The sequence below is a fragment of the Arthrobacter sp. B3I4 genome (assembly GCF_030816855.1).
In the GTDB taxonomy this organism is placed as follows: domain Bacteria; phylum Actinomycetota; class Actinomycetes; order Actinomycetales; family Micrococcaceae; genus Arthrobacter.
The window spans coordinates 2,693,254-2,707,349 of record NZ_JAUSYK010000001.1; the positions used below are offsets into that span (position 1 = coordinate 2,693,254).

The 14,096-nt window shown below is 68.7% G+C and carries 14 protein-coding genes; 13 read left to right on the forward strand and 1 reads right to left on the reverse strand.

All coding sequences use genetic code 11. The features are described from left to right. Positions 1-2 precede the first annotated feature (2 nt). From QFZ61_RS12800 to QFZ61_RS12860, 13 genes are all read left to right on the forward strand, one after another. A complete protein-coding gene (locus QFZ61_RS12800; protein ID WP_307036583.1) occupies positions 3-581 on the forward strand; it encodes a (2Fe-2S)-binding protein in 579 nt (192 codons plus the stop codon). After that, positions 578-2,971 (forward strand): aerobic carbon-monoxide dehydrogenase large subunit, encoded by a 2,394-nt coding sequence (locus QFZ61_RS12805; protein ID WP_307036585.1) that lies wholly within the window; start codon positions 578-580, stop codon positions 2,969-2,971. Before QFZ61_RS12800 ends, QFZ61_RS12805 begins: the two co-directional genes overlap by 4 nt. After that, the gene (locus tag QFZ61_RS12810; RefSeq protein WP_307036587.1) at positions 2,914-3,933 is read left to right on the forward strand and encodes an XdhC family protein; all 1,020 of its coding nucleotides are present in this window, start codon (positions 2,914-2,916) and stop codon (positions 3,931-3,933) included. The genes QFZ61_RS12805 and QFZ61_RS12810 overlap by 58 nt, the downstream gene beginning before the upstream one ends. Beyond that, entirely contained in the window at positions 3,917-4,546 is a 630-nt protein-coding gene (locus QFZ61_RS12815; RefSeq protein WP_307036588.1) for a nucleotidyltransferase family protein, read from the forward strand. The genes QFZ61_RS12810 and QFZ61_RS12815 overlap by 17 nt, the downstream gene beginning before the upstream one ends. After that, entirely contained in the window at positions 4,543-5,466 is a 924-nt protein-coding gene (locus tag QFZ61_RS12820; RefSeq protein WP_307036591.1) for a MoxR family ATPase, read from the forward strand. The genes QFZ61_RS12815 and QFZ61_RS12820 overlap by 4 nt, the downstream gene beginning before the upstream one ends. Further along, on the forward strand, positions 5,459-6,790 hold the full coding sequence (locus QFZ61_RS12825) for a VWA domain-containing protein (protein WP_307036593.1): 1,332 nt from the start codon (positions 5,459-5,461) through the stop codon (positions 6,788-6,790). The genes QFZ61_RS12820 and QFZ61_RS12825 overlap by 8 nt, the downstream gene beginning before the upstream one ends. A gap of 11 nt (positions 6,791-6,801) precedes the next feature. Further along, positions 6,802-7,677 (forward strand): SRPBCC family protein, encoded by an 876-nt coding sequence (locus QFZ61_RS12830; RefSeq protein ID WP_307036595.1) that lies wholly within the window; start codon positions 6,802-6,804, stop codon positions 7,675-7,677. A gap of 9 nt (positions 7,678-7,686) precedes the next feature. Beyond that, positions 7,687-8,814, forward strand: coding sequence for an XdhC family protein (locus tag QFZ61_RS12835; RefSeq protein ID WP_307036597.1), 1,128 nt, complete (start codon positions 7,687-7,689; stop codon positions 8,812-8,814). 27 nt (positions 8,815-8,841) lie between these two features. Further along, on the forward strand, positions 8,842-9,462 hold the full coding sequence (locus QFZ61_RS12840) for an L-threonylcarbamoyladenylate synthase (RefSeq protein ID WP_307036599.1): 621 nt from the start codon (positions 8,842-8,844) through the stop codon (positions 9,460-9,462). Positions 9,463-9,498: 36 nt separating this feature from the next. Beyond that, positions 9,499-10,032 carry a GNAT family N-acetyltransferase gene (locus QFZ61_RS12845; protein ID WP_307036601.1) on the forward strand — a complete coding sequence of 178 codons (534 nt, stop codon included), beginning with the start codon at positions 9,499-9,501 and terminating at the stop codon, positions 10,030-10,032. A gap of 76 nt (positions 10,033-10,108) precedes the next feature. After that, the gene (locus QFZ61_RS12850) at positions 10,109-11,050 is read left to right on the forward strand and encodes a hypothetical protein (RefSeq protein ID WP_307036603.1); all 942 of its coding nucleotides are present in this window, start codon (positions 10,109-10,111) and stop codon (positions 11,048-11,050) included. A 118-nt stretch (positions 11,051-11,168) separates the two neighbouring features. After that, a complete protein-coding gene (locus QFZ61_RS12855; protein ID WP_307036605.1) occupies positions 11,169-11,600 on the forward strand; it encodes a LexA family transcriptional regulator in 432 nt (143 codons plus the stop codon). Continuing rightward, entirely contained in the window at positions 11,593-12,885 is a 1,293-nt protein-coding gene (locus QFZ61_RS12860; RefSeq protein ID WP_307036607.1) for a Y-family DNA polymerase, read from the forward strand. The genes QFZ61_RS12855 and QFZ61_RS12860 overlap by 8 nt, the downstream gene beginning before the upstream one ends. A 48-nt stretch (positions 12,886-12,933) precedes the next feature. On the opposite strand, the gene QFZ61_RS12865 is transcribed toward QFZ61_RS12860, so the two are convergent. Beyond that, positions 12,934-14,070 (reverse strand): BTAD domain-containing putative transcriptional regulator, encoded by a 1,137-nt coding sequence (locus QFZ61_RS12865; RefSeq protein WP_307036609.1) that lies wholly within the window; start codon positions 14,068-14,070, stop codon positions 12,934-12,936. Between the last annotated feature and the right edge of the window lie 26 nt (positions 14,071-14,096).

Consider the following 14,096-nt stretch of genomic DNA (forward strand, 5'->3'; position numbering starts at 1 on the left):
GCATGCAGATCAGCATGACCGTGAACGGCGACGAAGTAACGTCCGACATTGAACCCCGCGTGCTTCTGGTGCACTACATCCGTGAGGTGCTCGGTCTGACCGGCACCCACTGGGGCTGCGACACAAGCAACTGCGGGACCTGCGTGGTCCTGATGGACGGCCAGCCGGTAAAGTCCTGCACCGTCCTCGCGGCGATGGCTGCCGGGCACGATATCCGCACGGTCGAGGGGCTCGCTGCCGGAGCGACCCTGGACCCGGTGCAGCAGGGCTTCATGGAGGAACACGGGCTGCAGTGCGGCTTCTGCACGCCGGGCATGATGCTCACCGCCCGGGCGCTGCTGGACAAGAACCCGCACCCGGACGACAGCGAAATCCGGCAGGCGATCTCCGGTCAGATCTGCCGCTGCACCGGCTACGCCACGATCGTCCGCTCGGTGCAGTGGGCTGCCGCCCATCCCGCGGCCGTCGCCGGGAACGGGGACGAACGTGCCTCAGACAGTGCCGGCGGAGTTCTGGACGGCACGGACGCCGCGGTCGAGGACGTCGCCCAGGAAACCGACAACGCAGAGGTGAAGGCATGACTGTCATCCATGAGCGGGAGAGCAACCCCGCCGCCGGGGACGCGGACCGGCCGATCGGCTACGGCCGCATCCAGCGCAAGGAAGACCCGCGCTTCGTCCGCGGCAAGGGCCACTATATTGACGACCTCGTGCTGCCCGGCATGCTGCACGGAGCGATCCTGCGTGCCCCCGTGGCGCACGCCCGGCTGGTGTCGATCGACACCACGAACGCCCTCGCCCACCCCAAGGTGCTCGCCGTCATCACCGGCAAGGACCTCGAGGGGCTCAACCTCGCCTGGGCGCCCACCCTCTCTGCGGACGTGCAGGCCGTCCTGGTCACGGACAAGGTCCGCTTCCAGGGCCAGGAGGTGGCGTTCGTCGTGGCCGAGGACCGCTACGCCGCCCGGGATGCGCTGGAGCTGATCGACGTCGAATATGACGTGCTGCCGCCGCTGGTCGACGCGCGCAAGGCCCTCGACGCCGACGCCCCGGTCATCCGGGACGAGATCGAGGGCCGGACGGACAACAGGATTTTCGACTGGGAGCTGGGCGACGCGGCGGAGACGGAGGCGGTCTTTGCCCGCGCCGACGTCGTGGTGAGCCAGGAGATGGTCTACCCGCGCGTGCACCCGGCGCCGATGGAAACCTGCGGCGCCGTCGCCGACTACGACGCCGTGGACGGAAACCTGACCCTCTACGAAACGACCCAGGCGCCGCACGCCCACCGGACGCTCTTCGCGATCGTGGCCGGCATCCCGGAGCACAAGATCCGGATCGTGTCCCCCGACATCGGCGGCGGCTTCGGCAACAAGGTCGGCATCTACCCCGGCTACATCCTCGCCGTCGTCGGCTCCATCGTCACCGGCCGCCCGGTGAAGTGGATGGAGGACCGCTCCGAGAACCTGATGTCCACCTCCTTCGCCCGCGACTACATCATGCGCGGCGAGATCGCCGCGACCAGGGACGGCAAAATCCTCGCGCTGCGGACCGATGTGCTGGCCGACCACGGCGCCTTCAACGCCACCGCGCAGCCCACCAAAAACCCGGCAGGCTTCTTCTCCATCTTTACCGGCAGCTACGACCTGCAGGCCGCGCACTGCAAGGTCACCGGCGTCTACACCAACAAGGCGCCCGGCGGCGTCGCTTATGCCTGTTCCTTCCGGGTCACCGAGGCGGTGTATCTGGTCGAGCGGATGGTCGACGTCCTGGCCCGGAAGCTGGAGATGGACCCAGCGGAACTGCGGTTGAAGAACTTCATCAAGCCCGAGCAGTTCCCCTACGCCAACAAGACCGGCTGGGTCTACGATTCGGGCAATTACGAGGCGGCCATGCGGTTGTCCATGCAGCTGGCCGGCTACGAGGACCTCCGGCGTGAGCAGCAGGAGAAACGCGCCAGGGGCGAGCTGATGGGCATCGGGCTGTCGTTCTTCACCGAGGTCGTCGGCGCCGGACCGCGCAAGCACTTCGACATCGTGGGCCTCGGGATGGCCGACGGGGCCGAGCTGCGGATCCACCCGACCGGCAAGGCCGTCGTGCGGCTGTCCGTGCAAAGCCAGGGGCAGGGACACGAAACCACCTTTGCCCAGATCGTCGCGGAGGAGCTGGGCATCCCGCCGGAGAACATCGACGTCGTCCACGGCGACACGGACCAGACGCCCTTCGGCCTGGGCACCTACGGGAGCCGCTCGACGCCGGTGAGCGGCGGCGCCGTGGCGCTGGTGGCCCGGAAGGTGCGGGAAAAGGCGAAGCTGATCGCCGCGGCCATGCTGGAGACCCGCCCGGAGGACCTGGAGTGGGAGAAGGGCCGCTGGTTCGTCAAGGGCGACCCGACGGCCGGGAAGACTATCGAGGACATCGCCATGGCCGCGCACGGCACCATGACGCTGCCGGAGGGTGTCGACGGTAACCTCGACGCCGAAGTCACCTACGACCCGCCCAACCTGACCTTCCCGTTCGGCGCGTACATCTGCGTCGTCGACGTCGATCCGGGCACTGGCCATGTCAAGGTGCGCCGCTTCGTCGCGGTGGATGACTGCGGGACCCGGATCAACCCGATGATCATCGAAGGCCAGGTGCACGGCGGGCTGACCGACGGCGTCGGCATGGCGCTGATGGAAATCATCGAGTTCGACGCCGACGGCAACAATCTGGGCGGCTCCTTCATGGACTACCTGATCCCCACGGCGATGGAGGTGCCGGACTGGGAGACCGGGTTCACGGTCACACCGTCCCCGCACCACCCGATCGGTGCCAAGGGCATCGGGGAGTCCGCCACCGTCGGGTCCCCACCCGCGGTCGTGAACGCGGTGGTCGACGCGCTGGCGCCGTTCGGGGTGGTCCATATGGACATGCCGTGCACACCGGCCCGGGTCTGGGCCGCCATGCAGGGCCGGCCGACGCCGCCGATCTGATGACTACCGCCGCAGCATCCCTCGCCGCCCGGGCCGTTGACCTCGCGGCCCGACGCGAGCCGTTTGTGCACGCGACGGTGGTGCGGGCCCAGCACCCCACCAGTGCCACCGCCGGAGACACCGCCCTGGTGCTGCCCGGCGGTGAAATCCAGGGCTTCGTCGGGGGCCAATGCGTCGAGTCCTCGGTCCGGGAGTACGGGCTGCAGGTGCTCGCCTCCGGGGAGCCCCTGCTCCTCCGGGTCCTGCCCGGGGAGCCGTCCCGCCGTGCGGAGGAGGGCGCCGTGGACGTGTCCAACCCGTGCCTGAGCGGCGGGGCGATCGAGATTTTCCTGCAGCCCCGCCTCCCGGCGCCCCGGGTGGTCGTGGTGGGGACCGCCCCGGTGGCGCAGGCGCTCGCCGCGCTGGGCCCCGGCGTCGGGTTCGACGTCGAACTGGCCGACGGCGACGCCGCGCAGCCGCGCCCCGACGACGCGGCCCTGATTGTCGCCTCGCACGGCAAAGCGGAGGAAGCCGCCCTCGAAGCGGCCCTGCGCGCCGGTGTCCCGTACGTTGCCCTCGTGGCCAGCGAGGCCCGCGGCGGCGCGGTGCTGGACTCGCTCGACGTCGACGCTGCGCTGCGCTCGCGGGTGTACACCCCCGCGGGCCTGCAGTTGGGCGCGCGCACGCCCGGGGAAATCGCCCTGTCCATCCTGGCCCAGCTGGTCCAGGAACGGGCCGCGGCCCGGGCCGCCGCCCGGACCGCCGCCAAGGATGGTGCGCGGGAAGGCGATCAGGCAGCCGGGGTTTCCGCCCCGTCCGCCCCGCAGCCGGGAACCGCCGTGGACCCCGTATGCGGCATGTCCGTGCCCGCAGTCGAATCGTCCCTGCACGCTGAGTACAACGGCACCACTGTGTACTTCTGCTCCTCCGGCTGCCGTACGGCCTTCCGCAAGGATCCGGAGCGCTATGCCCTCAGTGTCTGAACCGCCGCTCCTTGCCGGCACCGCCGCCATCATCCTGGCCGCCGGATCGTCGCAGCGCCTGGGCCGGCCCAAGCAGTTGCTGCCCTACGGGAACGGGGTGCTGCTCGATGCCGCGATCGGAACCGCCCGGCGTTGCGGCTTCGCCCAGACCGTGCTGGCGCTGGGCGGGTCCGCCGCCGCGGTGCTGGCCGCCGTGGACACCGCCGGCTGCGAGGTGGTCCTGAACCCGGACTACGGGCAGGGATGTTCGTCCTCCATTACGGCCGCGCTGGCAGTGCTGCGGCCGGAGACCAGGGCGGTGGTGCTGTTGCTGGGCGACCAGCCGGGTGCCCGGGCCGAGAGTGTGCCGCCGCTGCTGCGGGCGCTCGCCGCGCCGGAGGGGCCGGCGGCCGCGGTGTGCCGTTACGACGACGGGGTGGGCCATCCGCTCGCGTTCAGCAGCGCGCTGCTGCCGGACCTGGCCGGGACGCATGGGGACAAAGCCGTGTGGAAGCTGCTGGAGCAACGGGCGGACGACGTCGTCGAGGTCCCGACGCCGGGCCGGGTCCCGCTTGATGTCGACACCGAGGAGGACTACCGGCGCGTACTGGCAGAGCTGCAGGGGGCGCGGTGAGCGCCGCGGCCCGGGCGGGGGCCGAGGCAGAGGTGCAGCGGCGGGTCCCCGACGTTCCGTCGCTGATGGCGGCCCTGGACCGGCAGGATTACCTCGCCGACGCCGGGCTCGCCACCGCGCTCTTCCTCGCGCTCCGGCTGCCGCAGCCCATCCTGCTGGAGGGCGAGGCCGGGGTGGGCAAGACTGAGGCCGCGAAGATGCTGGCCCAGCTGCTGGACACCCCGCTGTACCGGCTGCAGTGCTATGAGGGAATCGATTCGGGTGAGGCGCTCTACGAGTGGAACCACCAGCGCCAGCTGCTCGGGATCCGGCTGGCGGAGGCGCGCGATGCCGAGGTCAGCGAGGCTGAACTGTTCGGCCCGCAGTACCTGCTGCGCCGGCCCCTGTTGCAGGCCATTGAACACCCGGGGCCGCGGCCGGCCGTGCTGTTGCTGGATGAGATCGACCGTGCCGACGCGGAGTTCGAGGCATTCACCTTCGAACTGCTGGCCGAAGCCGCCGTCACGATCCCCGAACTGGGCACGATCCGGGCCACCCATCCCCCCATAGTTGTCCTGACGTCCAACCGCACCCGGGACCTCCACGACGCTCTTACCCGCCGGTGCCTCTACCACTGGATCGACTACCCGGGGCCTGCCCGTATCGCCGAGATTGTGCGGCGCCGGGTGCCGGCCAGTAGCGGACCGATGGCGTTGCAGGCCGCTGCTGTCATCACCCGGCTGCGAACCCTGGACCTGGCCAAACCGCCCGGGATCGCCGAGGCCATCGACTGGGTTTCAGCGCTCGCGGTGCTGGGCATCAACCGGATCGACGCCGCGACGGCCGAACAAACCTGGGGTTCCATCATCAAGAACCGGGACGATCTGGAACTGGTGAACGCCCGGGGCGCGGCCCGGCTGATCGGCGGACCAGATGAGTGACCCGACGCGGGCGGGCGCGCCCGTCGTGGAGGCTGCATCGTTCGCCGCGGCCTTTCTCACGGCGCTGCGGGCAGCGGGCCTGTCGTGCTCCCCCGACCGGGCGGCCCGGCTCGCCCAGGCGCTGCAGCTGGTTCCGCCGACCGGTTCGCAGCGGCTGTACTGGAGCCTGCGGGTTGTGTTGGTTTCCAGCCGTGAGCAGGTGCCGGTGTTCGACGCCGTCTTTGCCAGGGTTTTCGGCGGCGGTTTCGATCCGGCCGCCGCGCTGGACCGCGGCGCGGGGCAGCCGGTCCCGGCCCCGCCTGCTACCGGCAGTGCACTTGCCCGGCCTGCCGCGGAAAGCCGCCGCGCGACCGAGCCGGCCGGCGGGCCAGAACGGTCCCATCCCGCGGTTGCCTCGGCCGGAGATGACACCGGGACCGCCACCGGCCTCGAACGTGAGGCCGTCCTGGCGATGGCATCCGCCGAGGAGCACTTGCACGGCATGGACTTTGCGGCGCTTTCCGAGGCGGAAGCTGCAGAGATCCGCCGGCTGGCGGCCCGGGTCCTGCTGGCAACGCCTGTGCGCCTGAGCCGGCGCATCCGCACCTCCCCGCGCAGCACCGCACGGCTCGACATCCGGGCCACGGTTCGGGCCGCCCGCCGCCTCGGGTCCGACTCCCCCACACTGCTGTACGCCCGACGCCGGGAGCAGCGGCGCAAACTCGTGCTGTTGTGCGACGTGTCCGGCTCAATGGATCCGTACTCCCGGATCTTTTTGGCGCTGCTGCAGGGCGCCGTGGCCAACTCCGGGGCCGAAGCCTTTGTTTTCGCCACACGGCTGACCCGTCTGACCCGGCAACTTGGGCAACGCGATCCGGATCTGGCACTGGCCCGGGCGGCGGCCACCGCACCGGACTGGGCCAGCGGCACAAGAATGGCCGAGAGCATCCGGCATTTCGTGGATGAACACGGACGCCGCGGACTGGCGCGGGGAGCTGTGGTGGTGGTCTTCTCCGACGGCTGGGCGCAGGAAGAACCGGAGCAAGTCGGCGTCCAGATGGCCCGGTTACGCCGGCTCGCCCATCGGGTGGTCTGGGTGAACCCCCGCAAGGCAGCACCCGGCTACCGGCCACTGGCCGGCGGGATGGCCGCGGCGCTGCCGTTTTGTGACGCTTTCGTCAGCGGCCACAGCTATGACGCCTTGGCGGAAGTGGCGGACGCCATCCGGGATGCCGCCCCCTGCCGGCTCCCCGCCGGCCGGTCGGACCCAGCAGCGAAAGACATGCCCCCTGAAGGCAATGCGCCCAAGGCCCACACCTCCGTAGACCAGGGATCGGAAGATTAAGGAGCAGCTCAATGCAGATCGACAGCAGTTTCGCGGTGGTCGCCCCGATCGAGAAGGTCTGGGAGACCCTGATGGACTTTGAACGGGTAGCCGGCTGCCTGCCGGGCGCCCGGATCCTGAACAAGCTCTCCGACGACGCCTACCAGGTCGGGATGACGGTCAAACTGGGCCCGGTCAACATGCAATACCGGGGGCTGCTCACCGTCTTGGAGCGGAACGCCGCCGATCACCGCGCGGTGCTGGGCGGCAAGGCCCAGGAGACCCGCGGCCAGGGCACCGCCGACGCCACGGTGACGCTGGCCTTGACCGAAGACGGGACCACGACGCGCGGGACCGTCAACGCGGAGCTGGCACTGTCGGGCAAGGCGGCAGCGATGGGCAAAAGCGTGATCGGGAGCGTCACGGAGCAAATGATGGGAATCTTCGCCGGCAACCTGCAGGCCATGCTTGCCGAACCCGGGGCAGGGACCGGACCAGGCCAACAAGAACACACGGCGGCAGGGACCGGGACGACGGCGGCACCAGGACCGGCGAGCGCGGCGTCCGGAGGTGCCGGAGCGGGGACCGGGACGACGGCGGCACCGTCCCCCGCGCCAGCGGCGTCGGCGGAACCGCCGTCGCCGTCACCGGTTCCCGAACCACCGACCCCGTCACCGTCCCCGTCCCCGCTTCCGTCGCCGTCACCGCCGCCGTCACCGTCCCCGCTTCCCGGGCAACCGTCGCCGGCCGGGAGTCTCGACGCTTTCACCCTCGCCCGGGGCATCGCCGTCGACCAGCTTTCCAGCCCGGGGAAGGTAGCCGGCCTGGTTGCGGCCGTGGCCGTCCTGGCCTATTGGGCGGGGCGGCGGTCCGCGTTCCGGCTGCTCCGTCTTTGCGGAAGGCTGTAGGGATATCCGATGCGGGACGTTCTGGCGGCCATCCTGCCGGGCTGGCAGCAGGGCGAGACTGCCGGGCTTGCCACCGTGGTGAGCACCTTCAAGTCCGCCCCCCGGCTGCCGGGGGCGGCCATGCTGGTCACCGCCGGCGGCGAGGCCGTCGGTTCGGTGTCCGGAGGCTGCGTCGAGGGCGCCGTCTACGACCTGGCCACCCAGGTGATGGACGACGGCATCCCGGTGCTGGTGCGGTACGGCATCAGCGACGACGACGCGTTCGCCGTCGGATTGACCTGCGGCGGCATCATTGACATCTTCGTCGAACCGGTCTCGCAGGAACGCTTCGCCGAACTCGACCGCGTCCGGCAGGACCTCGCCGACGGCAAACGGGTGGGAGTCGCCACGGTCATTGAGCACCCGGACAACAGTTGGCTGGGACGGCACCTGGTGGTGCGGCCGGATGGTGTTGAAGGGAACCTTGGCTCGGAGCGTGCCAACCTCGCAGTCGGCGACGACACCCTTGGCTACCTTGCCGCTGGCCGGACCGGCGTCCTGAGCTACGGGCCGGATGGTGAACGGCTGGACAGCGGTATGCGGGTCTTCTTCAGCAGCTACGCCCCGCCGCCGCGGATGCTCGTCTTCGGCGCCATCGACTTCGCTTCGGCGCTGGCAAGGCTGGGCACTTTCCTGGGCTACCGGGTGACCGTGTGTGACGCCCGCGCCGTCTTCGCCACCCCGGCCCGGTTCCCCGAGGCCGCGGAGGTGGTCAACGAGTGGCCGCACCGCTATCTCGCCGGACAGCAGGACCGCGGGCTGGTGGATGAAAGGACCGTCATCTGCGTCCTCACGCACGATCCAAAATTCGACATACCGCTCCTGGAGGTGGCCCTGCGCGGGAATCCGGTGGCGTTTGTTGGCGCCATGGGCTCACGCCGGACCCATGAGGACCGCATCCGGCGCCTGCGCGAAGCCGGCCTCAGCGGGGACGCGCTCTCCAGCCTCCACAGCCCGGTGGGCCTGGACCTCGGCGCGCGGACGCCGGAAGAGACCGCGGTGTCCATCGCCGCTGAAATCATCGCCAAGCAGTGGAGCGGCAGCGGCGAGCCTCTGCGGTTCCTGGACGAGCGGATCCACCACGACGAGGCCCTTTGAGGCGAGGGCCGGGCGTAAGCTCGTGCCATGGCGAGATTCCTGGATGTGCACCCCGACAACCCGCAACCGCGTTCCATCACCCAGGCGGTGGAACTGCTCAAGTCCGGCGGACTGATCGCTTATCCCACCGACTCCTGCTACGCCCTCGGCGCCCAACTGGGGAACCGCGAGGCGCTGGACAGGATCCGCGCCATCCGGCATCTCGACGACAAGCACCACTTCACCCTGGTATGCAAGGATTTCGCCCAGCTCGGCCAGTTCGTGCAGATCGACAATGACGTGTTCCGCAGCATCAAGGCCGTGACCCCCGGAAGCTACACCTTCATCCTGCCGGCCACCAAGGAGGTCCCGAAGCGGCTCCTCCATCCGAAAAAGAAGACTGTGGGCGTCCGTATCCCCGACCACAAGGTGGTCCAGGCGCTCCTGGCCGAACTCGGCGAGCCGCTGCTGTCGAGCACGCTGCTGCTGCCGGACGAAGAGGAGCCGTTGACCCAGGGCTGGGAGATCAAGGAGCGGCTCGACCACGTGGTCGACGCCGTCATCGATTCCGGCGACTGCGGGGCGGAGCCGACGACGGTCATTGATTTCTCCAGCGGCGTCGCGGAGGTAGTGCGCCGCGGCATGGGCGACCCGTCCCGGTTCGAGTAGCGAAGGAATAGGAGCGCCCTCCCGTACGATCATCTGATGCCTCTGCTTATCGCACCCGACGTCAGCTATCACTCCTCATGGCTGGAAGGCTCGGCGGAATTTGAGGGCGCCCACAGGGACGGCGCGGGCGCGGAGGACTGGGACCTGCAAGAACTCAGCGACGCCGGGACGTTCCGACGCTTCGTCCAAGCCCTCCTCGACGATGCTTTGCCGGAAAGCCCGCGGAAGCCGGGCTACGTGCCGTGCACCTACCTGTGGATCGTGGAAGGTGACTCATTCCTCGGTTCACTGGCCATCAGGCATGAGCTGAACGACTTCCTGCTCAACGAAGGGGGCCACATCGGCTACAGCGTGAGGCCTTCCGCGCGGCGACGCGGTCATGCAGCGAAGGCCCTCGCCGCCGCCCTGCCGCTTGCCCGCGATCTGGGGATCCCGCGGGTTCTTCTCACCTGCGACGAGGAGAACGCGGCCTCCCGGGCGACCATCGAACGGAACGGCGGCGCCTATGAGGACACCCGCAACGGCAAGCGGCGCTACTGGATCGATCCCGCCTCAGCTGCTGCACCTTAGCCGGGTTACCTGCGGAGTAGCTTTTGAACGAATAGCTCCCTCTTTCAGCTGGTCAGCTCCAGTAGCCTAGGGATCAATGAACCCCTTTGGACTGCCGGACCACCAGCTCGCCGCGTTTGCCCGCCCCGTCTTGGAATACCTTCCTGCGGGGTTCGACGCCGAGGAAGCGGAGCAGGCAGAGATCGACGACGTCGGGTCCCTCGCCACTCTTGCGTCTCCGAACGTGGCGGCGGCCAGGATTGCCCGGCTTGGCGTCAAAGTAAGCGTTGAAGACATGACCGAGCGGCTGCTTGAAACCAGCGATGAGCGCACCGTGGTTTCAGGCCTCAGATACCGCAACCTCGATCCGGACTTCCCGTTCGTGGCGGTCAAGACTACTGCCCGGGTGAACGGCCTATCGGCCGTTAACGCGTTGGCCGCCCAGGTGAGCGGGGCCTACCGTGGCGTTGACCTGCGTGGCTTTACATTTTGGGAGCAGCCAGGCCTCGAAGAATTAGACGCAGAGAGCTGGGCAACATGCATGGCCGGGTCCCTGAGCGCGGCAACACGAACTGGCGAGCGGGACCTGCCCGGGTTTTTGACGATCTCCTGGCCGGAAGCGGCGGGTGAGGTGTTCCCCGACTACCAGCACGAACATCAGGCGTGGCGGTCAGACGCCCCGGGACTTGCCCCGTTCGTCTCGGAGTCCGACCTGGAGGGGCTTCAAGAGGCGGCGGACCAGGGCCTGTTGATGTCGCTTCGGGACGACCACGGCTTCGCGGGATTGGCGGCTGCCACGATCTCCCCGCTCTTTGGCCGACGTGCCCTCTGCATGCTGGACATCCTCCTGTCGAAGCGCCTCCGTGGCAGGGGTCTGGCTGCCGCGGTGCAGTCTTCATTCCTGGCAGGTCAACGCTCGGGTGCGGACACCGTGTGGGGCCAGATCCACGCGGAGAACCAGCCCTCAATGCGCACTGCCCGGAAGCTGGACCGTCGCGCGGTCCAGCAGGAGTACTTCGTCAGTCTGACCGGACGCTAAACCACCGCCCTCGCGGGTTCGGTGGTCGTGCACCGGCGACCATCGGACAAGGTCGGGTTAAAAGTCGGCCCCCGGGGCTACACTTTTATTCGAACATATATTCGAACTAAGGTGTGTTGTGGGCGTAATCATCGGACCCCGCGTGATAGACGCGGGCACCTCCCTTCTCTCGGTCCTGATCTCGCCGGTGCCCGTCGCGGCGGGGTATCCCTCGCCGGCTCAGGACTACTTTGAGGGCCGGATCGACCTTAATGAGCACCTGATCAAGGACATCACCAGCACCTACGTCGTCAGGGTGTCCGGGGATTCGATGGAGGGCGCGGGCATCAGCGACGGGGACGAGCTCATCGTCAACCGGGCGCTGGAGCCCCGCGACGGGTCCGTCGTCGTCGCCGTCCTCGACGGCGAATTGACCGTCAAGCGCCTGCGCATCAGTGGTTCCGGCGTGATTTTGCAGGCGGACAACCCGCGCTATCCGGACATTGCGGTGGCGGCTCTGTCTGACCTTGTCATCTGGGGTGTCGCCACCCGCTGCCTGCACCATGTCTGACTCCGGCTTTGGCAGCGGCAGCATAGCGCTCGTGGACGTGAACTGCTTTTACGCCAGCGCGGAGCGGGCCTTCGATCCCTCCTTGGAGGGCCGGCCGGTGGTGGTGCTGTCCAACAATGACGGTTGCGCGGTCACCCGCTCGGCCGAGGCGAAGGCCCTCGGCATCCCGCTGGGTGAACCGTGGTTCAAGCTTGCACCCCGGGCAAAGGAATGGGGGCTGGTTGCCAAGTCCAGCAACTACGAGCTCTATGGGGACATCAGCGCCCGCGTTATGGAGCTGCTGGGCCGGTATTCGGCCTGGCTGGAGGTTTACAGCATCGACGAAGCTTTCCTTGGTGTGCGCGGCAGCCCCGAGGAGCTGCTCCGGCTCGGGCACGCCATGAAGACTGCGGTCCGCCGCAATGTTGGAGTTCCGGTCTGCGTGGGCATCGCCGGCACCAAAACCCTGGCGAAGCTTGCGAACAAGTGGGCCAAGCACAACCCGGCGTTCGACGGTGTGTGCCACTGGGACTCAATTCCGCCGGAAATGCGGGACAGGCTCATGGCCGGTCTTTCCGTCATCGAACTGTGGGGAATTTCGACCCGGCTCACGAAGCGCCTGAACGCACTTGGAATCCAAACCGTCCTAGACCTCGCACGGGCGGACCCGGTTCGGATCCGCGAGCGCTTCTCGGTGGTGCTGATGCGCACCGTTCTGGAGCTGGGTGGTACAGCCTGCATTCCGCTCGAAGAGGAGCGCGCAATCCGGGACCAGCTGATTTTCAGCCGGTCCTTCGCGACCCCCATCAACTCTGCGGCCGGAATCCGCCAGGTCCTGGGGATCTACGCCCAGCAAGCCAGCGCCCGGCTCGCTCGACACGGTTTGCAGGCCAAAGTCCTGACCGCCTTCGCAGCAACGTCCTACTACAACCCGCGGGACAGCTCGCATCCGTCCGCCTGCGTCCGGTTGCCGATGCCCACCGCGGACCCGCTCTTGCTGGCCCGGGCGGCCTATGCCTTGCTCCCCCGGATCGAGGACGGCGTGAAGTACGCGCGGGCGGGCATCATGGTCACCGATCTGCGCCCGACCGCCAACCAGGCACCGTTGGCCGTCTTCGAGAACCCGCATGAGGAACGCGGCATCGGCCCGCTGCTGGAAGAGGTCGGCCGTAAATACGGCAGGGGTTCCATCGGCCTCGGCCATGCAGGCATCCGCGGCGGTCCCGACTGGACGATGAAGCGCGACATGCTGTCCCCGCGCTACACAACGCACTGGGACGAGCTGCCCGTGGTGAAGGCCGCCTGACAGGCCCAACCGACAGCCACCCGCAGCCGCCGGCCGCGGTGTCCACGGTCAGACCGCCGCGCGGACCCGTTGCAGGAAGGAATCCAGGATCCGGCTGGCGTCCTCGTGCAGCCGGCGCTCCGCCGCCCGGTGCTGGACGGCGCCCCGCCCAGCGGTTCCTTGCCCGCCGGTTCCTTCGCCGCCGTCACCTTGCCCGGCGTCGCGCCCTCCGGCGCCCTGCCCTCCGGCGCCTTGCCCGCCGGCACCCTGCCCGCCGCCCTGCCTGCCGGTGACTTGCCCGCCGTTGTACGTCCCGGTGCCCTGCCCGGCGTCGCGCCCGCCGGCGCCGCTGAGCCGTTCGCCGAGGTAAAGCAAGGCCGCCAGCACCTCGGACAGTTCCGGGTTGGCGTCTGCGCGCTGTCGCAGCAATCTCAGATGGGCCGCCTGAAGCGCCGGTCCCGGCGTGCAGGCGAGGTCGCGGTCAAAGCGACGGCGGCAACGCTCGTAGGCAGTCAGTCCTTCGGCCGGAAGCCCGGCCCTCTCGTAGGCGGTCACGAGCGCCGTCCATGCCCGTTCATTCAGCGGCTCCGCCTGGACGGACAACTGCGCCCAGCGGACCGCCTCGTGGTGCCGGTCGAGGACAGACGCTGTCTCCGCCGCCGCGATCATCGCTCCCACCCGTTCCGCCGCGTGCCGGGTCCTGGCGTCATCGGCCCAGTCGGCAGCCAGTTCGAATCCGAGCAAAGGTTCAGCAGACAGTTCCAGCGCTTCCACCAGGAGCGGGTACGCCTCGTCCGGTTTCCTGAGGGTTGCCGCGCGGAGCAGCGCTGCGAAGCGCGACAGATCCAGGTCAACCAACCCGGGATCGAGCAGGTATCCGCTGTTGGCGGTCCTCAGCGGTCCTGTCTTGGTCTGCCCGGGTTGGATGGCGCGGCGGATCCCACTGACGTAGCTTTCCAGCGTAGCCACTGCCCCCTCGCCGGCACTGTGTCCCCAGAGCATCTCAATCAGATGGACCTTGGAAACCGGCTTTCCAAGGCTAAGCAGGAGAATCTCCAGAATGTGCCGTGGCTTGCATCCACCCAGATCCTTTGCGGTCAGCGTCGTGCCGTCGCGGCGGATCACCAGCGGTCCAAACAGTTGGACGGCAATCGATGGTGCTGGTTCCAGCGCGTCGTCCACGATGTTCTCCGTTTCCCCAGGCAAAACGATGCAATTCACGTTCCCAGGGC